The sequence below is a fragment of the Microbulbifer salipaludis genome, from assembly GCF_017303155.1.
In the GTDB taxonomy this organism is placed as follows: Bacteria; Pseudomonadota; Gammaproteobacteria; order Pseudomonadales; family Cellvibrionaceae; genus Microbulbifer; species Microbulbifer salipaludis.
Window position 1 is genome coordinate 318,772 of record NZ_JAEKJR010000001.1, and the last position, 24,171, is coordinate 342,942.

The 24,171-nt window shown below is 55.4% G+C and carries 15 protein-coding genes; 11 read left to right on the forward strand and 4 right to left on the reverse strand.

Features of this window, described 5'->3' with window-relative positions; genetic code table 11:
* Positions 1-474: 474 nt before the first annotated feature.
* The gene (locus tag JF535_RS01285) at positions 475-1,356 is read left to right on the forward strand and encodes a LysR family transcriptional regulator (RefSeq protein WP_206998169.1); all 882 of its coding nucleotides are present in this window, start codon (positions 475-477) and stop codon (positions 1,354-1,356) included.
* Between the two features lie 61 nt (positions 1,357-1,417).
* Here JF535_RS01285 and JF535_RS01290 read toward each other — a convergent pair whose 3' ends face one another.
* On the reverse strand, positions 1,418-2,884 hold the full coding sequence (locus JF535_RS01290; protein WP_206998171.1) for a RimK family protein: 1,467 nt from the start codon (positions 2,882-2,884) through the stop codon (positions 1,418-1,420).
* A gap of 330 nt (positions 2,885-3,214) precedes the next feature.
* Here JF535_RS01290 and JF535_RS01295 point away from each other — a divergent pair, with 330 nt between their 5' ends.
* Positions 3,215-3,991 carry a FadR/GntR family transcriptional regulator gene (locus JF535_RS01295; protein WP_066959613.1) on the forward strand — a complete coding sequence of 259 codons (777 nt, stop codon included), beginning with the start codon at positions 3,215-3,217 and terminating at the stop codon, positions 3,989-3,991.
* A 279-nt stretch (positions 3,992-4,270) separates the two neighbouring features.
* Here the strand turns inward: JF535_RS01295 and JF535_RS01300 are convergent, their stop codons facing one another.
* Complete coding sequence (locus tag JF535_RS01300) at positions 4,271-7,330, reverse strand: TonB-dependent receptor (RefSeq protein ID WP_206998173.1); 3,060 nt, start codon at positions 7,328-7,330, stop codon at positions 4,271-4,273.
* Positions 7,331-7,785: 455 nt separating this feature from the next.
* Between JF535_RS01300 and JF535_RS01305 the strand changes: the two genes are divergently transcribed.
* The 8 genes from JF535_RS01305 to JF535_RS01340 all read left to right on the forward strand — a co-directional run bounded on the left by JF535_RS01305 (position 7,786) and on the right by JF535_RS01340 (position 21,135).
* Entirely contained in the window at positions 7,786-10,056 is a 2,271-nt protein-coding gene (locus tag JF535_RS01305; protein ID WP_206998180.1) for a chondroitinase-B domain-containing protein, read from the forward strand.
* Between the two features lie 22 nt (positions 10,057-10,078).
* Complete coding sequence (locus tag JF535_RS01310; protein WP_206998182.1) at positions 10,079-12,322, forward strand: heparinase II/III domain-containing protein; 2,244 nt, start codon at positions 10,079-10,081, stop codon at positions 12,320-12,322.
* 17 nt (positions 12,323-12,339) lie between these two features.
* Positions 12,340-12,693: a cupin domain-containing protein gene (locus tag JF535_RS01315; RefSeq protein WP_066959617.1), complete on the forward strand. Its 354-nt coding sequence runs from the start codon at positions 12,340-12,342 to the stop codon at positions 12,691-12,693.
* Positions 12,694-12,695: 2 nt separating this feature from the next.
* Complete coding sequence (locus JF535_RS01320) at positions 12,696-13,991, forward strand: MFS transporter (RefSeq protein ID WP_242523548.1); 1,296 nt, start codon at positions 12,696-12,698, stop codon at positions 13,989-13,991.
* Between the two features lie 58 nt (positions 13,992-14,049).
* A complete protein-coding gene (locus JF535_RS01325) occupies positions 14,050-14,799 on the forward strand; it encodes an SDR family NAD(P)-dependent oxidoreductase (protein ID WP_206998184.1) in 750 nt (249 codons plus the stop codon).
* Between the two features lie 63 nt (positions 14,800-14,862).
* Positions 14,863-15,801 (forward strand): sugar kinase, encoded by a 939-nt coding sequence (locus JF535_RS01330; protein ID WP_206998186.1) that lies wholly within the window; start codon positions 14,863-14,865, stop codon positions 15,799-15,801.
* Between the two features lie 384 nt (positions 15,802-16,185).
* Complete coding sequence (locus tag JF535_RS01335) at positions 16,186-19,056, forward strand: TonB-dependent receptor (protein ID WP_206998189.1); 2,871 nt, start codon at positions 16,186-16,188, stop codon at positions 19,054-19,056.
* A 237-nt stretch (positions 19,057-19,293) separates the two neighbouring features.
* Positions 19,294-21,135, forward strand: coding sequence for a polysaccharide lyase family 7 protein (locus tag JF535_RS01340; protein WP_242523549.1), 1,842 nt, complete (start codon positions 19,294-19,296; stop codon positions 21,133-21,135).
* A 415-nt stretch (positions 21,136-21,550) separates the two neighbouring features.
* On the opposite strand, the gene JF535_RS01345 is transcribed toward JF535_RS01340, so the two are convergent.
* On the reverse strand, positions 21,551-22,237 hold the full coding sequence (locus JF535_RS01345; protein WP_206998190.1) for a hypothetical protein: 687 nt from the start codon (positions 22,235-22,237) through the stop codon (positions 21,551-21,553).
* 40 nt (positions 22,238-22,277) lie between these two features.
* Positions 22,278-22,772 (reverse strand): hypothetical protein, encoded by a 495-nt coding sequence (locus JF535_RS01350; RefSeq protein WP_206998192.1) that lies wholly within the window; start codon positions 22,770-22,772, stop codon positions 22,278-22,280.
* A gap of 293 nt (positions 22,773-23,065) precedes the next feature.
* Here JF535_RS01350 and JF535_RS01355 point away from each other — a divergent pair, with 293 nt between their 5' ends.
* On the forward strand, positions 23,066-24,163 hold the full coding sequence (locus JF535_RS01355; protein ID WP_340674099.1) for a GNAT family N-acetyltransferase/peptidase C39 family protein: 1,098 nt from the start codon (positions 23,066-23,068) through the stop codon (positions 24,161-24,163).
* Positions 24,164-24,171 lie beyond the last annotated feature (8 nt).

Genomic DNA, 24,171 nt, shown 5'->3' on the forward strand with positions numbered 1-24,171 from the left:
TGTTGCCTTGGCTACAGACACGGACTCATAGAGACATACCGATACTCGGTAAAACATCCAAATTTAACAATACGGCGCCAATTGGATGGGGATCACACTCTAGCAAGATACGCTGACAAAATAAAAGATTGATCTGTGATCCCCGCTATGGCGCCAGGATCATCCCAAAGGACAAAGATTCCATTCTTGTGGCGGTGTCGTTTTTCTATTGCACAAAGTGTGCCCGAAACGAGCCCATGACACGTCACAGATCGTTTCCTGTTACAGGAACATGAAGAATCCGGCGCTGCTACCGTTAGATTCTGCCAGCACTCCTTATCTGGCTGAAACCCAGTGGCCCCGTGATCGAAATTTACTCGCCGCGGGTCCTATGATCGATATGCAGGCACCCGCATTTGCTGTACCACTGTATTCAATGGAAAATGCCAAAAACGCAGCGTTTGGTCTGTGGTTAACATCTGTTCGAGTATCTCCATGCGCTACTCCTTGCGTCAATTAGAAGTTTTTCTCGCCTGCGCGCACTACCAGAACGTGAGTCGAGCTGCGGAAAGCCTCAACATGTCACAGTCTGCGGCTTCCACCGCGCTCAAAGAGTTTGAGCAACAATTCGACCTGCGACTTTTCGAGCGGACAGGTAAACGTCTGCGCCTGAATGAGCTGGGGCGGCAGCTTTGGCCGAGGGCGGAGGAACTACTGGAGCGTGCAAGGGAGTTGGAAGTTAGCCTGCAGGCGCACGGTGACCTCGGGCGATTGAAGATCGGGGCCACGTTAACCATCGGCAATTACCTGGCCGCCGATATCATGGCTCGTTACATGGAAGAGCAACCTGGCGCGCGGGTGGAGCTGGAAGTGGCCAATACCGCGGCCATCTCCCAAAGGGTACTGAATTTCGAACTCGACCTTGGACTGATCGAGGGGGAGCTGAATCATCCCGATCTGGAAATGATCCGCTGGCGGGACGATGAGCAGGTGGTGTTCTGCGCACCGGACCACCCCCTGGCGAAGCGCGCTCAACTGAGCGATGAAGACCTGCGCGAAGCCACCTGGATCCTGCGGGAAACAGGTTCAGGGACTCGCCAGACCTTCGAGCGCGCATTAGCGGGACTGCTACCGGCACTGAATATCCGGCTGGAATTGCAACACACCGAAGCGATCAAGCGCGCAGTGGAAGCGGGACTCGGGATCAGCTGCCTTTCGCGGGTATCATTGACCGATGCCTTCCGCCGCGGTGCGCTGATCGAACTGCCAGTACCGCAGCGGGATTTCAGCCGCGAGTTTTATTTTGTGCTGCATCGGCAAAAGTATCGCAGCACCGGTATCGAGCGCTGGCTGGAACTGTGTCGGCAGCAGGTCTAAGTTGAATGCCCGTCGCAGGGCCTGCAGCCCAGGCCCCCGCTTGCTGCCAGTTCGAAGTTCCCTATTCCTGACCCGCTTTGCGCGCATCGAGACGGCGAAGAAATTCCTGCAGTATTAAGCGATAAAGCTCCTTACCGAGATACTTATCTTCCACGCCGCTATCGATGGAAGGATTGTCGTTCACCTCGATCACATAGCCCTTGCCCGCTGACTCTTTTACATCCACGCCATAGAAACCGCGACCAATAGGCTTGGTTGCCTTCAACGCCGCCTGCAGTACCGGCTTGGGCACCTCAAACGTCGGCAGGGTGGTGAAGCCCCCACTCACGGTTTTCTTGCTGCCGTGGTTGTAGATCTGCCAGTGATTCTTGGCCATGTAATAGCGGCAGGCGTACAGGGGCTTGTTATCGAGCACACCAATACGCCAGTCGAATTCTGTGTACAAGAACTCTTGGGCCAGCAAAAGACTCGACTCTGCAAACAGCTCTTCGAGCTTGCTGTGCAGCTCGTCTTCCGAATGCACTTTGACCACGCCCCGGGAGAAGGAACCATCGGGAATTTTCACCACCATCGGCAAGCCGATTTCCTCCAACGCCCTCCTCAGGCTTTCCTCGTCACCGCGACGCAGGATACAGGTGCGTGGCGCAGGCACCTTGTGATTATTGAACAGGTCCGCGAGATAGATCTTGTTGGTGCAGCGCAGGATACTAGTGGGGTCATCCAGCACCACCAGGCCTTCCGCCTCCGCTTTTTTCGCAAACCGGTAGGTGTGGTGATCAATCGCGGTGGTCTCGCGGATAAACAGGCCATCGAATTCCGACAGGCGCATGTAGTCCCCCGGGCCGATCAATTCCACCGACAGGCCCAGCTCGCGCCCAGCACTGACGAATTTTTTGATCGCGGCGCCATCGGACGGTGGCAACTGTTCTTCCGGGTTTACCAGAATGGCCAGGTCATAGCGGCTGTTGCTGGGCTTCTTGTGCTGACGCCATACCTTGTTACTAAAGTTATCCAGGGCCTCGGCAAACTCGGTTTCTTCCCCCTCGCTCAGATCCCGGTGGGAGCAGACCTTCAGTTCTACGATCTCCCAGTGGGGATTGGCCTGTAGGTGGATCTCCAGCACCGGGCAGGCAAAGCGGTCGAACAGTGCGCGGGCTAGGGGTTGCAGGGTCGAATCGGCACAGCGACCAAAATAGGATTTCACCACGCGCTCGGCACCCGGCTCCGGCAGCGGCAGCTTCGCCAGTGCTGGAATCGCCTGGGCCAGCTGCAGCTTGTACAGCTGCGGCAAGTCCAGATCGTTCAGTGTGCGCACGCTGGGCAATACATTGTGATTACGTGCCTCCGCCAGCAGGGAGCAGTAATAGCCCTCGCTGCGGTAGTCGTAGTCCGCGCACAGGTTGATGACCCGCACCCGCTGGGAGCGGGCCGGCAACGCCAGGTAGTCGGCAAAAGTAATCACCCGCTCGCTGGGGTAGTACGGGGCCCAATCATCGGGCTGGTCGATCACAATCAGGATCTGGGACATCGGTCGGCGGTCTGCCTCTATATATAGATGGTGGGCACTGGGAGTCGGTAAAGCGTGACCTCAGGTGGGCCTGGATAGCGAGTCAGAATGGACGCGCTGAACGTGCGAAAGATAGATGAAATCTCGGTTTCCGCCTAATACTTTTTTGGACAAATTTTCTCGGCGGTTCAACGGTTTCGATGGCGGCGCGGGCAATCTGTCACGACCAGCCATCATACCAATAAACATTGCCTGTAAGACCAATTATGGTAGACTCAAGGGTGACTTTTGGCCCCTGCGCAGCAGCGCCTCTCGGGTCAAGCTTATCGAACAACCATAGAATCAAGTGCTATGAAAAGCGATTATGTTGGAAGTGGCCGCCGCATTTATCAGCAGGTGGTAGAGAAAATGTTGGCGCTGCTCGACAGCGGCGAGTACCCGCCCGGGGTGCGCCTGCCTTCTGAGCGTGAGCTGTCGGAAATGTTCGATGTCAGCCGGCCCAGTATTCGCGAAGCCATCATTGCCCTGGAAGTCATGGGCCGGGTGGCAGTGCGTACCGGCTCCGGGGTTTATGTGATCGAACCGGTGAACTCCTTCACTGATACCAAGGACTTCAGCCCATTTGAACTCACGGAAGCACGCGTGCTGATCGAAGGCGAACTGGCGGCCCTCGCAGCCACCATGATTACCGAAGAGCAACTGGAAGACCTGCGCCTCGCCTATCGGGATATGGTGCGTGAGAACGAAGAGGGCAACCTGACCTCCGAACGCGCCGACCGGAAATTCCACGAGGTCATCTCGCGCGCCACCAACAACCGGGTATTGATGAGCACCATCGATAAGTTGTGGGATATCCAGGGGCACTCACCAGACATCCAAACGGTGCACAAGAATGTGTGTAAAAAGGATGGGCAAAAACGCTTGGCCGAGCACAAAGCCATTCTGCAGGCGCTGGAAAACCGCGACCCGTGTGCTGCACGCAAGGCGATGCGCCTGCACTTCAATCGCTCATTGAACGCATTGCACGATGCCTCCGAAGCAAAGGCGGTTGAAGTTGTTCGCCGGGAAGTTTCCGAACGCCGCAAGCGCTTTTCCATTGACCGGCTGGGCGAGACCACCGGGATCTGATTTTTCCCACCTGGATCGCAAACTTTCGGGGCCATACCACCAAGGGTATGGCCCTTTTTTGTGCCCGTGAATTAAGTCACTTGTTTCAGGACAGGAAAGCAGGCACAAAAAAGCCCGCATAACGCGGGCGAATAGTTTCCGAAAGGCGGCACCTTATCGGATGGAGAAGAGACAACCAATCAAACAAACCGAGGAACCTGCAACCCGCTCCGCAAGATTGGGCTACAGCTCCCCCTATGCCAAAGGTACCGGGCCCGCGTAACGGACCCGGAGTAGCACTTAGAACTTGGCTTTCAGGCCCAGGAATACACGCGGTCCATAGCTGTTCATCTCACCCAGGTTATCGCGGGTGTAGAAGTACTGCTTCTTGGGTTCGTCAAACAGGTTGATCGCTTCCAGGCTCAGCTTCACGCTGTCGGTCAGCTGATAAGACGCTTTCGCTTCCCACACACCTACGTCACCCACGAAACGCAGTCGCGTGCCATTGCTGGTATAGGGCTGGAAGTACTCGCTGCGGTACTTGTAGATCAAGCTGGTATCGAAATCGCCGATCTGGTAGTACACCTGGCCGGAGAACACGTTCTCGGAGAAACCGGGAATATTGCCCGGGGCGATAATGCCGATGTTCTCGGAAACCGTATTACCATCCTGGTCCAGCACCACGGAGTCACCGTAATTGCTGTCTTCAAATTCGAAGTTGGAATCCGCGTAGTTGTAGCTCGCCTTGACACCGAGACCACTCAGGTAACCGGGCAGATACGAGAAACGATGCGTCGCGGTCATCTCAAAACCTGTAAGAGAGCTTGTGTCGTCATCGGTGCGGGTGATATTGAAATCCGCCGGAATAATCTCGCCATCAACCTCGAACGTCTCGACGATCTGTGCGGTTTCAAAGCCACCCTGGAAGCGTTTGTGATAAACACCAAAGGCCAACATGGTGTCATCGTTCGGGTACCACTCGATGGCGGTATCGAAATTCCATGACGTCAGCGGCTGCATGTTGGGGTTGCCGTCACCATCGACCCCGTCCAGCAGGTCAGCGATGTCGACAATGTCGTCCGCGCCGTTGGTATCGAACGAGCGCCGATAACCGAGGTCAGATGGATCCGGGCGGGACAGGCCACGGTATACCGCACCGCGCAACAGTACTTCTTCGGTGAGTTCTGCAACCAGGTTCAAGCTCGGTAGTACTTCGGTGTAATCACCTCCAGCAACCACACGCTCCAGATCGGCACCCTCGACTTCCTGCATGGCATAGGTGCCATCGGCGTTGGTGATGATGGTGTATGGCGTGCGGTAACCCACGGACTCAACTTCGGTCTGCACCACGCGCACACCGACGTTACCGTTAATCGGCGTACCGGCGAGAGCACTACTGAAATCAGCCATGACATAGGCGGCGGTAGTGGTTTCAGTCACATCGGTAACATTCGCACTTTTTTCTTCCAGCTCAGGGTAGGCAAAGGTTTCGCCCAGGTGAGACAAAACCATGTCCGCAACACACTGGGTATCGAAGGTCGCCCACTCGTTCGCGCTTCCGGTTACGTTGCCATTCTCATCCACCATCGTGATGAGGCTGCCGTCACTCTCGGCATTCATAAAGTCGCTTTCCGGGAAAGCGATGGCGCAAGCCTCGTTGATTGCCAGCAGAGCCGCTTCGCTTTCATCGTCGCCACGGTCGATCTCATAGGTATCGCGTGCGCTACCCAGGTCGACATACTCGAGCTCGGAGAAACGCAGGCCGCCGCGGACTGCCGTCACAACCTCATTATCCAGCACCAGGTCGAAGTCCGCACGGAACGCTTCGTTGGTGTTGCGGCGATCCACATCGTTGTCCACACGAATACGGTATTCGTCCGAGAACAGGGTGTGGTCGGTGACATCGAAATCGGTGACGGTGTACTGACGGATCTCGGAATCCATGTTCCACGCAACCAGAGGACGGTATCCCGCTGCCGTGGAATCACCGAACACATCGCGACTGTCGGACTGGGTGCGCAACAGGATTTGATTTTCGGTACGAGTAGTCTCGGAGAAGGAGTAGTCCGCGGACACCGTCAGATTATCGGTAAATGCGTAGGAGACATTCAGACCGTAACCCAGATAGTCTTCTGCGCGCTCATACGTTTCGCTATTGGACTCAATCGCCGTTTCACCGGCCCAGTTCAAAACGGTGCCGGTATCGGTCACAACCAGCGACTCAGCGGTGACACCGGGGGTTACCCGCTTCATGTTGGCAAAGTTCAGATCATGTCGCAGTTCGGACTGAATCCGCTCAGACTGCTGCAGGTCAAAGTTGATATCGGTCTTGTCGTTAGGCTGGAACTGCAGCGCAACAAATACGGAATCGCGCTCGTCTCTTGTATCGTTCTGGCGATAGCCATTGGAGCTGGGCGCGAACGCATAGGCAATCCCATCGCTGACCGCCTTGCCGGTTTCGGGATCAACACTGGTGTTGTATCCCTGGTTGGAAGAGCCACCAATCTGGTCTTCACAGTCACCAGAGCTTTCGCGGTAAAAGCCTTCGTTGGTCACGCTGGGATCGTTCAGGCACGCATAACGGGAGGAACCGGTCGGGCTGGAAGAGCGCATTTCGGATTCAGGCTGGGAAATATCGCTGCGCTGATACCCGAGGGACACGCCAAATGCCATGCCGTTATCGAACTCGAACTGGTCTACATAGCTCGCGGTGCCGCGGAAACCAGTATCACCCGCCATCGGATCTTCGATATTCGACTGGTTCGGATTGATATTCGCTTTGGCGTCAAACTGAATACGCTGCTTGCCGTATTCCAACGGCTTCAGGGTTTCCAGCTCGATCAGGCCGGCCACACCGCCCTCGATCAGGCTCGCATCCTGAGTCTTGCGGATAGCAACCTTGTTCATCAATTCGGAGGGGAACTGGGAAAAGTTCACCGAGCGGTCACCACTACCATTGGTGGCCATACGTCCATTAAAGGTCGTTGCGCTTAGGTAAGGCCCCATACCACGGATGGAAATCTCGGTGGCGCCGCCATTTTCACGGTGCGAAGACGCGCCGGTTACGGACTCGAGCGCTTCACCGATCGACAGCGCCGGCAGTTCACCGATCTCGCTGGCCGACAGGCCGTCGACGATGGTTACAGAGTTGCGCTTGATATCAATAGTGGACTGGATGGTGGCACGGGAACCGGTAACCACTACCTCTTCCAGAGCCTGGTCTGCTTGTGCTTCCTGGCCATGTACGACACCGGCATAACCTACATAAGTCACTGCAGCGATTGCGCTCACCAGGAGTGACTTCTTGAAGTTTTTCTCGTTCGCCATGTTTTCTCTCGCGTCTTTATTATTATCACGCATGATGACCCCCAAGGATGTCTGCGCTGGTTGATAGTAACAAGGGCGCGCTCTCTTGGCGCCCTACTCATCGCCTGTGCCACGGTTTTTTATGTCAGCTTTCAGACCAGTTACAACCTAATTCTGGCGGGCTGCTCGCAGCTGGGCCCGATCAAGTTGTCACCCGCTTACAACACAGTCAACCAATTTCCTGAATAAATTCACATTTTGGACTGACCCCTGAACAGTTTTTGTGCGTATTTGCGGAAAATTTTTACTGACGCACCAATTCGGCACAAAATTTTGACGGAAACTGGTTAACCCGATTGGTTGACAATTATTTTTGACCAATTTAGTCTGGCCCCATAATAACTCCGCAACGCCACCTGACGCCCCGACATGGTGCATTTGGCCAGGGTTGGACCTGGCGCTGCAGGCAGACGCGATAACGAAAACACAGAAAAATAATTCAGGTGATCATGAGCGCTTCCAGATTGAAACCATTACTTGCCGCCGCACTGCTGACCGCGGGCCAGGCCTCTCTGTTCTGTGTCCAAGCCTCCGCCGAGGAATACCTGGTACACAATCAGAAGGAATACGCCCGGGTGGTGAAAAGCCTGCAAGCGGGCGACACCGTGATGCTGGCGAATGGGGTCTGGAAAGATTTTGAAATTCTGTTTACGGGTAACGGCGAGAATGGCAATCCGATTACGCTAACTGCCGAAGAAAAGGGCAAGGTTGTACTCAGCGGGCAATCCAATCTGCGTCTTGCCGGTGAACATCTGGTGATTTCCGGCCTGGTGTTCAAGGACGGTTACACGCCGAGTAGTGAAGTCATCGCATTCCGCCTCAACAAAGATCACCTGGCGAACCACTCTCGTGTGACCGAGATTGTGATCGAAGACTTCAGCAAACCGGAGCGCATGGACTCCGATTACTGGGTGGGCGTCTACGGCAAAAACAACCGCTTCGACCACAGTCACCTGGCGGGTAAGCGCAACAAGGGGGTCACCATGGCGGTGCGCCTGAACAGCGAAGCCAGCCAACAAAACCACCATCGTATCGATCACAACTATTTCGGCCCGCGCCCGGTACTGGGCTCCAATGGCGGCGAAACCCTGCGTATTGGCACCAGCCACTACTCGCTCACCGACTCGTTCACCGTCGTCGAAAGCAATTTTTTCGACCGTTGCGACGGCGAGGTGGAAATCATCTCCGTCAAATCCGGCAAGAACATTCTGCGTAACAACACCTTTTTCGAGTCCCGCGGCACCCTGACCATGCGTCACGGCAACGGCAACCTGATTGAAGGCAACGTGTTCCTGGGCAATGGTGTAGACCACACCGGCGGAATCCGTGTAATCAACGCGGACCAGGTGATTCGCAACAACTATCTCGAAGGTCTCACAGGCTATCGATTCGGGAGTGGGTTCACCGTGATGAACGGTGTTCCCAACTCTCCCATCAACCGCTATCACCAGGTGGTGAACGCGAAGATCGAGAACAACAGTTTTATCAACGTAGAGCACATCCATCTGGCCGCGGGCAGTGACCCCGAGCGCAGCGCAGTTCCGCAAGACTCCACCATTGCTGACAATATCTTTTACAACGAAAGCGGCAAGTCGCCCTTCTCTGTATTCGACGATATTTCCGGCATTTCCTTCGCCAACAATATCTCGAATGGCTTTGTGGACAAGAAAATCCACGAGGGAATTGATAAGGGCGTAGGCAAACTGAAGCGCGCCGACAACGGCCTGCTCTATCCGGTAAGCGACTCAGCGGCGCAAAAAGGCGCGAGCAGAGACCTGGTGGTCACCACCAAGGAAATGACTGGCGCTCCCTGGTATCCGAAGTCTGAACCAGTCACCCCATTTGGTAGTGGCAAGACCATCAGCGTGCGGCCCGGTGAGAATGCCCTGTTCAATGCGATTGTTAGCGCCGCCGACGGTGACACTCTGCTGCTGAAAAGTGGTGTGTACAGCGCAAGCAAGCGCCTGGATATCGGCAAGACCCTGACGATCAAGGCGAAGAAGCAGGGCAAGGTTACCCTGACCAGCGAACGCCCGGTGATGTTTGAAATCCAGGACGGCGGTAGTCTGTCGCTGGACGGTCTGGTGATTTCCGGAGCCAACAGCCCGGACAATGCCGGCAATATCCTGATCCGAACCTCGGTTTGGGGCATGCTGAAAAATTATCGCTTTTCCATGACCAACAGTCGGGTGGAAAACCTCGATATCAATCACTCCTATCACTTCTTTGATTCCGGTCTGCGCGCTTTTGCTGACACCATCACCCTGCACAACAATCACTTTGAAAATATCACCGGGGATCTGCTCAAACTGAATAAAGAGACAGACGATCTGGGTATTTACAACGCGGAGTATGTGATTGTTACCGGCAACACCTTCGAAAACGTGCAAGGTGCCCTGGTGGATCTTTATCGCGGCGGTACCGATGAAAGTACCTTCGGCCCCCATATCGACTTCAGCAACAACACCGTAGCGGAATCCGGTAAAGGCAAACGCAACAAGACGCAGGCACTGATCAAACTCCACGGTACGCAAGTGGCGGATATTCGCGAAAACCGGATCGAGAACAGTGCTGGCATCGTGGTCGAGCACACCGTCGGTGAGCCGGTCACCCATATTGCCAACAATCAGTTCTTCGGCGCGCCGCTGCCGGAAGTGACCGAGCTGGTGGCAAAAGGGCCGCACACTGCGATCCTCGCCAATAACGAAGTCAAGAACTGATCTCAAAAAAAGAAGTAAAACCATGTTGGCGAATTCAGCTTTTCACACGCGCAAAAACCTCGCTGCCGGCATCACACTGGCCGCGGGCATGACTGCCGCAATGCTGGTCTTGAATCCTCTGGCCGCCTATGCCGCCGACCACCCCAACCTGGTGATCAGTGCGGCAGACGTCGATGCCATGCAGGGGGCCATCAAACAGCCGGGCCGTTTTCGTAATGCCTTTCTTGCCACGCAGTCCGCCGTCGATCGCGCACTGCAAGCACCACTGGCAATACCCATGCCCGCCGATGCCGGCGGTGGCTACACCCATGAGCAGCACAAGAAAAACTACCAGCTGATGTATAACGCCGGGGTGCTGTATCAGATCACGCAGGATCCCAAGTACGCTGAGCGCGTGCGCGATATGCTGCTCGCCTACGCAGAGCTGTATCCCACACTGCCGTTACACCCAAAGCGTCGCCCGGGAGCGAATAACCCCGGCAAGCTGTTCTGGCAGAGCCTTAACGAGGCGGTGTGGCTGGTTTACACCATCCAGGCATACGATCTGATTCTCCCATCTCTAACCGATGCGGAAGCGAAAAAGATTGAACAGGGAGCCATTCGGCCGGTGGCCAGGTTCCTGTCTATCGATTCGCCGAAGACCTTCAACAAGGTACACAACCACGGCACCTGGCTTACCGCCGGTGTGGGTATGGCTGGCTATGTGCTCGACGAACCGGAGTGGGTGGAACAGGCACTATTGGACTTGGACAAGTCTGGCAAAGGCGGCTTCCTTCGCCAGCTGAGCACACTCTTCTCGCCAGATGGCTACTATAACGAAGGCCCCTACTATCAGCGCTACGCGCTGATGCCCTTCGTAACCTTTGCCAAGGCGATCGAAAACAATGAGCCAGAGCGGGGTATTTTTGAATACCGCGACGGTATCGTGATGAAAGCCATCGATACCACTATCCAGCTCAGCTACGACAACCTGTTTTTCCCGATCAACGATGCCATCAAAAGCAAGGGTATCGATACATCGGAGCTGGTACTGGGTGTCACCATCGCCTACGGCCAATCCGGTGACCCACAGCTGCTGGATATCGCGGCCAAGCAGGATCAGATCCTGCTGTCCGGCGATGGGCTCAAGGTTGCGAATGCACTGGATGCAGGTCAGGAACAGCCCTACACCTTCAAATCTTTCGCTTTCCGCGACGGTAAAGACGGCGATGAAGGGGCACTGGTTGTCCTGCGCCAGCAAACTGACGGTGACCAGGCGCTGGTGTTCAAGCCCGCCGCACAAGGTATGGGCCACGGCCATTTCGACAAGCTCACCTGGCAGTTCTACGATCGCGGGGAAGAAATTGTTACCGACTACGGCGCCGCTCGCTTTCTGAATGTGGAAGCCAAGAATGGCGGCCGCTACCTGGCAGAAAATGAAAGTTGGGCCAAGCAGACGGTCGCTCACAACACGGTTGTAGTGGATGAGACCTCTCACTTCGATAACAACCTGAAAGTTGCCAACCAGAATCACCCGGATCTGCTGTTCTTCCATGCGGACGACCAGGTCAAGATCAGCGCCGCAGAAATCAATTCCGCCTACCCGGGTGTGCGCCTGAAGCGCACCCTGGCACTGGTGAACAGCCCGGAAAATGGCAAGACGTTTGCCATCGACGTATTCGATGTGGCGTCCAGCCAGGAGCATCAGCTGGATCTGCCCCTGCATTACAACGGTCAGCTGGTCGACACCAGCTTCAGGCTTCAGGGCTTCACCGACAATCTTAAGGCACTGGGCACCAATAATGGTTACCAGCACCTGTGGCTGAAGGCCCGTGGCAAGCCGGAATCCGGCCTCGCACAGGTAACCTGGCTGAACGACAACGGCCGTTTTTATACCCAGTCGAGCCTGATGGATGGCGCTACCGAACTGCTGTTTACGGAGCTCGGAGCCAACGATCCCAATTTCAACCTGCGTTCGGAAAAGGGCTTCATTGCGCGCCGCGACGGCGTCAGTTCGCACACCTTCGTGAGCGTTCTGGAGCCGCACGGCCAATACAATCCGTCCAAGGAATTTACCCTCGAGGCAGAAAGCCAGGTGAACGCACTGGATCACCAACGCGTTGGTGATCTGGAGCTGATCACAATCGGCACCAAAGATGGTGCGACCCAGTTGCTAGCGTACCACCGCAGCAAGGGTATCGCGGCCGATACCAGGCACACCTTCAAATTCGGCGACAGTGAGTACAGCTTTACCGGTCGCGCCAAACTTTTTCAATTCAACAATTAAGAATGGCGGAGGAATGAATGCCCGCAACTGATGCATTTGTACAAGCGCAGGATGTCGAAGTCGAAGACCTGGGCGGCGGAATAAAACGGCAGATCCTCGGCCACGACGACAACCTGATGATTGTCAGAGTCTGGTTTGAGGAAGGGAGTATCGGCTATGTGCATAAACACCCACACACCCAGGTGAGCTATGTGGAGAGCGGGGAGTTTGAGGTACAGGTCGATGGCCGCAAAAAACTTTTAAAAGCCGGCGACAGTTTTTACATAGCACCACATCTGGAACATGGTGCCGTGTGCAAAAAGGCCGGAGTGCTACTCGATACCTTCAGCCCCTACCGTGAAGACTTTCTGGAAAACGAATCAGGAAAATAATAATGAAGAACTTACGCTGGACCATTGTGTCCCTGGTAGCCCTGGCTACCATCATCAACTATATCGACCGTACCGCGCTTTCGGTGATGTGGCCGGGCATTGCCGATGACCTCGGCATGGACAGTCACGACTACGCCAATATCATGAGTGTGTTCCTGATTGCCTACGCCATCGGTCAGGCGGTGTTTGGCCGGGTATTTGATGCAATCGGCACGCGTCTTGGTTTCATGCTTTCCATTGTGGTGTGGTCGATTTCCATTGCGCTGCACGCAGTGGCTACGTCGGTGGCATCGTTCAGTCTTGTCCGCATCCTGCTCGGTTTCGGTGAAGCGGGTAACTGGCCCGGCGCTACCAAAGCCAACGCCGAGTGGTTCCCGGCCAAGGAGCGCGCACTTGCCCAGGGTATTTTTGGCGCTGGCGCATCTGCGGGAAGCATTATTGCACCGCCGCTGGTTGCCTTTCTGTATGCCTTCCTCGGCTGGCAGGCCACCTTCGTAGTTGTGGCACTTCTCGGCTTTATCTGGCTCGTGCCCTGGCTGATCATCTATAAGAGCGGGCCCGATGCGCACCCCTGGATTACCCAGGAAGAACGCGAGCTGATCCTGTCCGGGCAGATTACCGCGGAAAAAGACCAAGACGAGTATGTTCCGAATCTGCGCGAGCTGCTGTCGCACCGCCAGAGCTGGAGCGTCATCTCCGCCCGCTTCTTTATCGAGCCGATCTGGTGGTTGTTTGTGGCCTGGTTACCGCTGTATCTGAACGACAAATTCGGTTTTGACGTAAAAGCCATTGGTGCCTCTGCGTGGATTCCATACTGCGGCGCCGCAGCCGGTGCCCTGTTTGGGGGCTGGTTGTCCGGCAAGCTGATGAGCAGCGGCTGGAGCGTGAATAAGTCCCGCAAATTCGCCGTACTGTTTGGTGGCTGCTGTATGTTGCCCGCCCTGCTCGCCACCACTGTTGCGGCAACGCCCGCGGCAGCACTCGCACTGATCACCGTAATCCTGTTTGGCTTCCAGGCTGCGATTAACAATATCCAGACACTGCCTAGCGACTACTTCTCCGGAAAAAGCGTTGCCAGCCTTGCCGGCATCAGTGGCGCCGTGGGTGTGATCAGTGTCATTACCGCCATTCAGTTGGTGCCAGTCATCACCAACGATGGCACCTACTACCCGCCCTTCTTCATTCTCGGTGCTTCGCTAGTGCCGCTGATGTTGATCTCGGTTCTGTTTGTTGGGGGACGTATCACACCGGTACGTAGCAAACACAGAAAGGGGCAACTCGCTGACGTAGCGAGCTAACGAACCAGTAAAAATCTCGATTCAACATCGGAAATCAAAATTACAGTCAGGAGTCACTATGAAACTTCAAGGTAAAGTAGCCATCGTCAGCGGTGGGGCACGGGACATCGGTAAAGCGGTTTCCCTGAAGCTGGCAGCAGAAGGCGCAAAGGTAGTGGTGAACTACTTTAGCAATGCACAGACTGCAGAAGAAACGCTGGCCGAGATCAAGGCAGCGGGTGGCGACGCCATCATCGCCAAGGGCGACATGACCAAGCAGGCGGACGTGGCGAGCGTTGTCGCTGCAGCACAGGAAGCCTACGGTAACACCATCGACGTGCTGGTGAATGTTGCCGGCGGCCTGGTAGAACGTAAAACCATCGATCAGATGGACGAAGAGTTCTTCAACAAAGTCATCGCACTGAACCTGAACAGTACCTTCCTGCTGACCAAAGCGGTTGTTCCGCACATGGATGGCGGCGCTATCGTAAACCTGGCTTCCCAGGCGGGCCGTGATGGTGGTGGCCCCGGCGCTTCTGCGTACGCGACCGCCAAGGGTGCGGTGATGACCTTTACCCGCGCCATGGCGAAAGAACTGGGACCGAAAAACATTCGTGTGAATTCCCTGTGCCCGGGCATGATCAGTACCACTTTCCACGATACCTTCACTAAAGATGCGGTGCGTGAAAATGTTGCGAACGCCACCCCGCTGAAGCGCGAGGGTAAAGCGCCGGAAGTCGCAGACGCGGTTGCCTACTTGGCGTCCGATGAAGCCTCTTTCATCACCGGCACCAACATCGACATCAACGGTGGGCTGTTCTTCTCCTGATCTGGGGAAGAATGGCGAAACGGTACTTGGGGTAAACAGGCGTAACTCTTGGGCGAAATAGTCATGCACAAGCGCATAGCAGTCATCGGCGAATGTATGCTGGAAATGAACGTCGACGACGATTGTCGCAACGACCATAGCGAACCCCGCTTGCAGGCGGGTCTCTCTTTCGGCGGCGACACATTAAATACTGCGTTGTATATGTCCCGGCTCGGCGCCAGCGTCGATTATGTCACTGCCCTGGGGGACGATCATTTAAGTGATTGGATGATTCGCCAATGGCAGGCAGAAGGTATCGGTTGTGATCTGGTAAAGCGCGAGGCGAATGCAACGCCCGGGCTTTACCTGATCGAGACCGATAACACCGGGGAGCGCACTTTCCACTACTGGCGAGACCGCGCACCGGCCAAACGGCTGCTGGACAGTGCGCAAGCGGCAACCCAGTTATTTGCCCATTTGAAGCGGTTTGATGCGATTTACCTCTCTGGCATCTCCCTCGCCATCCTGTCGCCCTACGGACGCGAGTGCCTGTTCGATTTCCTTGTGGATTTTCGCCAGGGTGGCGGCCAAGTGATTTTCGACGGAAATTATCGACCGCGACTGTGGGGCAGCGAGACACTAACTCGCAAAGCCTACGAACAGATGCTGCGGCTTACGGATATCGCATTACCGACATTCGAAGACGAGCAGATGCTGTTTCATGACACGGATACCGATGCCGCGCTGGCGCGCTTGCAGGCGTGGGGAGTGGATGAAATCGTGCTGAAACTGGGCGGCGATGGGTGCCTGGTGGTACAGCGAAACCGGGACCCGAGATTGGTACCGGCAACTACAGTGGTGCCCGTCGATACTACCGCGGCCGGTGATTCGTTCAATGCGGGTTACCTCGCCAGCCGTCTCGCTGGTGACAGTGCTGAGAAAGCAGCCGCTAACGGGCATCGTTTGGCGAGCACGGTCATCCAACATCGCGGTGCCATCATTGCGCGAAGCGCCATGCCGTAAGGGCCGGGGCGGCCTCATAGCCACGCTAATCGGAATCACGTAAAGCGGCCAGTTGGCCGCTTTTTTATTGCGTGTCTTTTCGCGCCGTTGTCGCTCATTTCGTCAACGGACGTCCTCCCGGACAATACCTGTCATAACAATTGGTTTTACCTCTTGGGGATTTATTTTCTGAACGAGCAAATTAAAAATTTTTTTAATTCAGTTGCCGATCAGAAAAATTACTAAAAATGGATACAAAACAATAATTTAAAGTATTTTCGCAGCAACCTATCTTACCAATACTGCTAACCAATGTTGTTGACAGGTTTTCCGGTTCGCGTTTAACTCGCCACTCTGAGAGCTAATAAAAAAATAAGTGTTCTTACAATGAGAGGAAACCGTTACATGGATAACAATAAAACGTTTAAGAAGTTCGATAAGCAGAGTGCACTGAAGGATCTGAGTGTGCTGATGCTCTCCGCCTCTGCCATGGCATTTACCCCCATGACGGCCGCCCAAACGGACGACGCCGCTGCGCTCGAAGAAGTAAGCGTGACTGGTATTCGTGCCAGCCTGGAGGCGGCCGCTGACGCAAAGCGCGACGACGCCCGCGTGGTGGACGCGGTTGTTGCGGAAGATATCGGTAAACTCCCGGACAACAACATCGCCGAAGCACTGCAGCGAGTGACCGGGGTTTCCATCAACCGCGACTTCGGTGTGGGCTCCGAGGTCTCCATTCGTGGCCTCAAGCAAAACCGCGTGGAAGTAAACGGCCGTTCCGTATTGGGCGATACCCGCAGCGGCATCGACTTCCAGGACTTCCCCGCTGCCTTCCTTGAAAAAGTGGAAGTTATCAAGTCGCCTACCCCGGAAATGACCGAAGGCGCGCTCGGCGGCACCATCAGTCTGAAAATGGCCCGACCGCTGGATCTCAACGGACCTCTAGCCGCTGTCTCTGTACAAGGCGAGTACGCCGACAAAGCCGACAACTGGGCGCCTATCATCAACTCTGGCGTAGGCAATACCTGGGATCTGGGTGATGCCGGCACCTTTGGCGTGATTGCGTCTTTGGCTTACCAGGATCGCGAACTGCGTCGCGACGAATCCCTGGTGCAGTTGCAGGTCGGTGAAGTCGAGGGAATGCCCCCAGCACAGAATACCCCTAGCGGCAATTACGTATACGGCCGCGAGCATACCTTCAACCCGCGTACCGAAGTGCGTGAGCGTACCGCGATCAACCTCGCATTCCAGTGGGCGCCGGCTTCGGAGCAGGGTCAATTCTATCTGGACCTGAACTCCGTAGAGCGCGCAGGCAGCCAGGAGACATTCTCACTGCTGCACATCCTCGACTCACCGACGGTGATTCCAGGACAAACCTATGAAGACGAAAATGGCCAGCTGCAAAACTTCATGTACGACGAAGTTCAGCCACTACAGACTGCCGGTTCCAGCTTCCGCAACAGCGATTCCTTCAGCCACGCGTTTGGTGGCGCATGGGATTTCACCGAAAAGCTGACCGTGAGTGGGGAATTTTCCTACGCAGAATCCGATAGCTATACGCCCTTCTCTGAATTCCGCTTCCGCGGGATCGATCGCGAACTGGAAGGCCAGGGCGCGGATGGTGAGAACAAGTGGCTGATTCCTGTGACCTTCACGAACAGCAACAACAGCGCACCGACCATCGACTTTGCCGACGGCTATGTATTTACCGATCAGCAAAATCAGGCGTTCCGCCGCTATGAAGACACCCGTACCTACATCGCGAATGAAGAAAGCGCGTTCAAGTTCGACGTTGAATATGCTGAGCCATTCGGCCTTGAATGGGTATCTTCCGTCAAAACCGGTGTGCGCGCGACATCGCGGGATTTCGAACAGAACCGTTACCAGTTCCGCATTACCAATATCTTCAAAAACCTGGAGGATGCGGACGGTAATCCGGACATCATCTGGATGGAAGATATCGCCGCACAGTTCCCGAATGCCATCAAGGACTACGATTTCAGCGGGGATGCGTTTGAACATACCGGCAGGAGTGGCGCTTACGACCTTGCTAAGGTAACCGCATACGATGTGGGTCTTCTGCAAAACCAGCAGGCAACCTTCGATATCGTTCAGCAGCTGCTGGCCGGAACCAATATGGAGATCAGTGGCAGCCTGGCGGACAACCTTGCGTACCAGGAAGGCAGCTACTCGGAAGTGAATGAAGAAACGTCTGCCGCCTACGTCCAGGCCAATCTGGACTTTGGCGATGTGCGCGCTGTTGTGGGTGGTCGTTACGTCTCCACAGACGTCACCTCCAGGGCATACCAGGACGGTGACATCGTCTCCGACGGCGCCAGCTACGACGATTTCCTGCCGAGCCTGAACGTCACCTGGAGCCTCAGCGAAGATACGCAATTGCGTTTTGCTGCGGCCAAGGTCATGCGTCGCGCCGACTTCAATGAGCTGAGCCCGGCCTACAACTATCGCGATGCCTACATCGCCGCCAGCCGGGGCAACCCGGAGTTGGAGCCCTATCGCGCGACCCAGTATGACATTGCTGCCGAGCACTACTGGGATAGCAACATGGTGTCTGCCACCCTGTTCTACAAGGATGTTGAATCCTTCCTGACCCAGACCTTTGAATGTGAAAACCAGCCGGAAGTGGTCAGCACCCTGACCAACACCTCGGACTTTGACAAAATCTGTCTGTGGCAGGCGAATGGCATTCAGTACGCGAACGCGAACACGCCAATTTCCGAAATGGGCATTCTCACCGACTTCATCACCAACGGTGAGAACGGCAAGATTCAGGGTCTGGAGCTGGGTTACCAGCAAGCCTTCGACTTCCTGCCCGGTCGCTGGTCTGGCCTGGGCATCAGCGCCAACTACACCTACGCGGACAGTGAAGACCCGAATGGGGTTGCGCTGGAGGACATTTCGAAAAATACCTTCAATACGCAGTTCTACTACGAGTACGAAGGCCTGGGCATTCGCCTCGCCTACACCTATCGCGATCGCTTCCTGGATAGCGCACAAACCAAACGGGTACTGCCGCTGGGTGAGCTCGTGCTGGGTGCAGGTTCGGATGATCCAACACTGGGCAACGACTACCGCGAAGACCTCTCGCAACTGGACCTCTCCGCCAGCTATGACGTAACCGAAGACATTACGGTGATTGCAAACGTCACTAACCTGACCGCAGAGCCCACCATCAATACCGGCGCCAACGGCACGGCTTTCCAGATTATGGAAACGGATCGCCGCTACGTACTGGGTGTACGCGCGAAGTTCTAAGTGAAGACCAACATACAAACCTACTCAAAAAAAGTAGTGACTTTGCAACCGGCAGCTTCATGCTGCCGGTTGCAAACGTTGACCTGATTTACCGATCTTTTCGTTATTTCCCAAGCAAAGTTGAAAGTATCGGCTGCAACCGATGGCAGTGCCGTGGAGAGAAAATTCGGTAAACGACGCAGCGCTTTCGAACGCTGCCAACTAGTAAACCCTACATAAATACATAACGAGGGTCTCATGAAATCAACATCTCTAGCGATGAAAATAAGTTACGCTGCGGTACTGTCTGCTTGTATTGCCAGTGCCAACGCATCCATTCTTAACTCGGGCTTTGAAAGCGGCTTCGACAGCTGGATCGACACCGATCCTTCTTCCCTGTCCAGTGTCGCCAACACCGGCACTGGGTCCGCGAAGATCTCTGGCAGTGGCGGCCGTGTCGAGCAGGATGTTCCTGTTATATCCAACACCAATTACCGTTTGACCGCTTACGTGCGTGGTGCCGGCACCATCGGTGCACAGGTGAATGGCTCTACGTTTGACAGCAGTGCAAGTCATTCCGACTGGCAATCGATGTCAGTGGAGTTCAATTCCGGTAGCGCCAGTAGCATTACTGTTTTCGGCACGTATAACGGTGCCGAAGGCCGCTTCGATGATTTCGCTCTGGAAAACCTGGGTTCCGGGTCCGGTTCTTCCAGCAGCTCCTCCAGCTCCGGTGGCGACAGCTGCACGTCAGGCAGTAGCCTGCCCATTATTGCCGCAACGGATGATGGCACCAACGACGGTCACGGGCCGGAAAATGTGCTCGACGGCAGCTTTGCCGCACAATCCCGCTGGTCCTCGCAGGGCATCAAATGGATCGCGCTGGATCTCGGTGTCGTGCAAACCGTAGAGGCCATTGATATCGCCTGGTACAAAGGCAACCAGCGAACCAGCTTCTTTGAGGTAGAGACTTCTGCTGACAATTCCAACTGGACCGCGGTCTTATCTGGGGGTCAGTCGAGCGGCACGTCAGCGGATATGGAACGCTATGATCTCGCGGATACCAGCGCACGCTATGTACGCATCACCGGCAGCGGCAATAGCGCGAACAACTGGAACAGCATTCTGGAAATCGACGTGATTGGCTGTGCCGATGGTGGCAGCTCCAGTAGCTCAGGCGGTTCCAGTAGTTCTGGGGGTAGTTCCGGGGGTAGTTCCGGGGGCAGCTCCAGCGGCGGTACAGGCAGTTCCAGCTCGGGCGGCATTCTAGACCCGAACCTGCCCCCGTCCAGTAACTTCGACCTGAGCGCCTGGTACCTGAGCGTACCGACCGACAACAACGGCGATGGCAAGGCAGACTCCATCAAGGAGGGTGACCTGAATGCAGGCTACGCAGATGCTACCTACTTCTATACCGCGTCCGATGGCGGCATGGTGTTCCGTTGTCCGGTCGCTGGCTACAAAACTTCGACCAGCACCTCGTACACGCGTACTGAACTGCGAGAAATGCTGCGCCGCGGCGATACCAGTATCGCCACCCAGGGTGTAAACGCCAACAATTGGGTATTCGGTTCTGCACCGCAGGAAGCCCGGGATGCCGCCGGTGGCGTTGACGGCGTGTTGCGCGCAACCTTGTCGGTTGACCATGTCACCACCACCGGGGATAGCGGCCAGGTTGGGCGCGTGATCGTTGGCCAGATCCACGCCAACAATGACGAGCCCCTGCGCCTGTACTACCGCAAACTGCCGGGTAACAGCAAAGGCTCCGTGTATATTGCGCACGAACCCAATGGCGGCAGCGACAGCTGGTACGACATGATCGGCAGCCGCTCCAGTAGCGCTTCAGATCCCGCTGATGGTATCGCCCTTGGCGAAAAATGGAGCTACGAAGTAAAAGTTGTGGGGAATACCCTCACCGTCACCATCTCCCGCGAAGGAAAGGCGGATGTGGTGCAGGAAGTCGATATGACCAACAGCGGTTACGACGTTGCGGACCAGTACCAGTATTTCAAGGCCGGCGTGTACAACCAGAACAATACAGGTGACGGTAGCGATTACGTCCAGGCGACGTTCTACGCCCTGGAACAAACGCACAATTAATCCGACGTAGTCTTTAACAATCGCGTGAAGTGGGTGGCCTTATCCCAAGGTTTGAAGGGCCACCCGCTGGAAGCTTACCGGAGTCGGTGAGTGGCACCCTTCCACCACTCCGGGCTTTTTGATTTTGCGGTTTATTTTTCCCCAAGAACCAAAGTGCCCACGAAAGCCATCTTCGATACCCTTCAACATAGTCACACCGGCTCTGCCTGTTTGATTTACTGCTAGGGCGCCCTATGTAACCAAATAATTTAGCACTGAGTACAGATCACTCATCTACGCCTATCCACTTTCGTGGCTATCCTATTTTCTTTGACGAATTTCAATGCGTGCGAGCAACCGGGCAAAGGCGAACGAGGAGAAAAGACCAGCGCAAAAACAACGGGCCGAAGCCCGCTTAATTCGCACTACTACCCGATCACTCTTCGTTTTTTTCTGCCAGAATAGTCGGCGCTGTTTCGCGCAGTTCCGGGTGTTTCCAAACCGGAAGTAGGTTCTTGGCCAGGGAGTGATCCGCAATGTGGGGATACTTCTCTTTCAGGGCTTCCATGTCCTCTGCGTAGTTGTCGGTAATACTTACTTCAAAGGTACCATTGGAGAAACCGGCAACTGCCTGGTCGATCAGAGGAATAACCAGTCCCGCCCGCGGCTCTTCATCTTGTCGTGGCTTGATGATGGCGTTGATGTTACCGATATAAACCACCTGGTTTTCCGGTACGTCAATTTCATACTCAAATGGGAGATCGGCCATGGCGTTCAGCAGCAGCGGTACCTGACGCATAAAGCGCGCCAGCTTCAGTGTCGCCTTGCCCGGCTCTACGGCCATGCTGATGAAGTATTCCTTGCCACCCTTATCGAGATCGGCGATCAACGTAGGCTGGGTGAAGGAGAAATCCTTTTCGTTTTGATTAACAAACACTGCCAGCAGGTTCGGCTGATGGCTTGGCTTGTTGTCATTGCGAATGGAAAGCTTGCCCACCAAGATACTTTTTTGTGATGTATCGATGGCCGTAGCTTTTTCATTGAGCGGCATCTTGCTTACACTGGCACAACCGGTTAAGAAGGCCAGCGTAATCACTGCCAGCAGGCGGGTTGCTAAATTCATCTTCATATCCTTGAATGTTATTTTTATGTTTAGCCCCGAATCAGTTCAGGGGCACCAACTGGGATTTTGCCTCATCAGTCAGCTGATGTACGGAGGCGATAGTCAGCGTTTCCAGACCGGTGGCTGCGGTAACAGGCTGCAGCGAGACATTGGCACTCTCTGGGAGCTTCCACATGGCACCAGTAGCCGGGTCAACGATCAGCATCCCGATCAAACCACCAAACAGAATGTTGCCGATATACCACCCGTCCATTCCGGCGCGCAGCTGGAAGCTCTGCTCCTGGAAGCCAGCCATCTGAAATTTCACGGTATAGCTCGCGGAAGAAAAGAAGCCGTCGGAGGCAGACAGAGTAATGGTGTCTGGTGTAACACCGCTGTGCACATCGAACCCGGACTCATTCATTACTACAAAGTTGGCACCCGCCGGGTTGCTATTGATAGTCACCGGATAGTTGCTGTCGCTGAGAATGCTCGCACAACCAGACAAAAGACTCAGACCTGCAATGGCGACGCCCAAAGTAAGTTTGTTTAACATGCTGAAACCTAAATTATGATTTTTGAAATGCTGGTTGCTTTGGCCGCCAGCGGCGACAGGTTAGCACGAAATTTCCCGCTGTTAGTCCTTTTGAGCATTACACTCCATTACACGGGGATTTGTTCAAATATTACTCTGGGTGCTGGTCGAAAAACGGGTGTTCTGTTTGTTTTTTGTCGACATATTGCACACACCGAGCGACAGCGCTCTAATCTCGCTTTTTCTACAGCCTCCAGAAGGCTTAGGCTCGACACCCCCAACGAATGACGCACAAACTTCCCTCGACTAACGCAGTGGCTTTTTCGATTCGCGCCGCAGAACTGCCAGATCTTGACCGCTTATGTGCCCTGGAGGAGGTCAGCTTCAGCCACGATCGCATGAGTCGGCGCCGCCTGCGGCACTCGCTAAAGACTGGAGATCGAGTTTTTCTGGTGGCAGAGTGCGGCGACGCGCTGTTGGGCTACGCCCTGGTACTGCTGCGTCGCGGTACTCGCCTCGCGCGACTTTACTCGCTCGCGGTAGCGCCCGCCGGGCGCGGCAAGGGCATTGGCAAGGCCCTGCTCGCCGCTGCCGAAGACGCCAGTCGCCGCAGTGGCCGCCTGTACATGCGGCTGGAAGTGGCCGAGCACAACACGGCCGCCATCGCGCTCTACCAGCAGCTGGGGTACCGCACCTTCGGTAGCTACAGCAATTACTACGAGGATGCCGGCAACGCCCTGCGCATGCAGAAGCGTATCCGCTATCGCCCGGAGAACCTGCAGACCGCCGAGGTGCCCTGGTACGGGCAGCGCACGGAATTTACCTGCGGCCCCGCCGCCGCAATGATGGCCATGGCCGGCCTCGATCCGGGCTATACACCCAATGGTAGTGATGAGCTGGCACTGTGGCGGGAGGCAACCACGATTTTTATGACCTCCGGCCACGGCGGCTGCCATCCCATCGGGCTGGCGCTGGCGATGCAGAAACGAGGCTTTGACTGTGAGGTTTATCTGAATCTGCAGGGGCCACTGTTTATTCAGGGCGTGCGCAGTGAGGAAAAAAAACGCGTTATCCAGCAGGTCGATGCCGATTACCGATCGAAGGCGGATTTGGCAGGTTTGCCGGTCGTTGCACAGGACTTCACCCAGGAACAGTGCCAGCAATGGTTGGAACAGGGCGCGCTGGTTTTACTACTGATCAGCACCTACCGACTGGACGGAAAGAAGGTTCCGCACTGGGTCACACTAACCGGTATGGACGACCAATGTTTTTATGTGCACGACCCGGATGTAGACGATGAGGACAACCCTCTCGACAGCCAGTATCTGCCTATCGCGCGGGAAGATTTCGCATTGATGTCGCTATTCGGGAGTGAGCGCTTACGCACCGCTGTGGTGGTGCGTAAGGCCTGACGTTAATA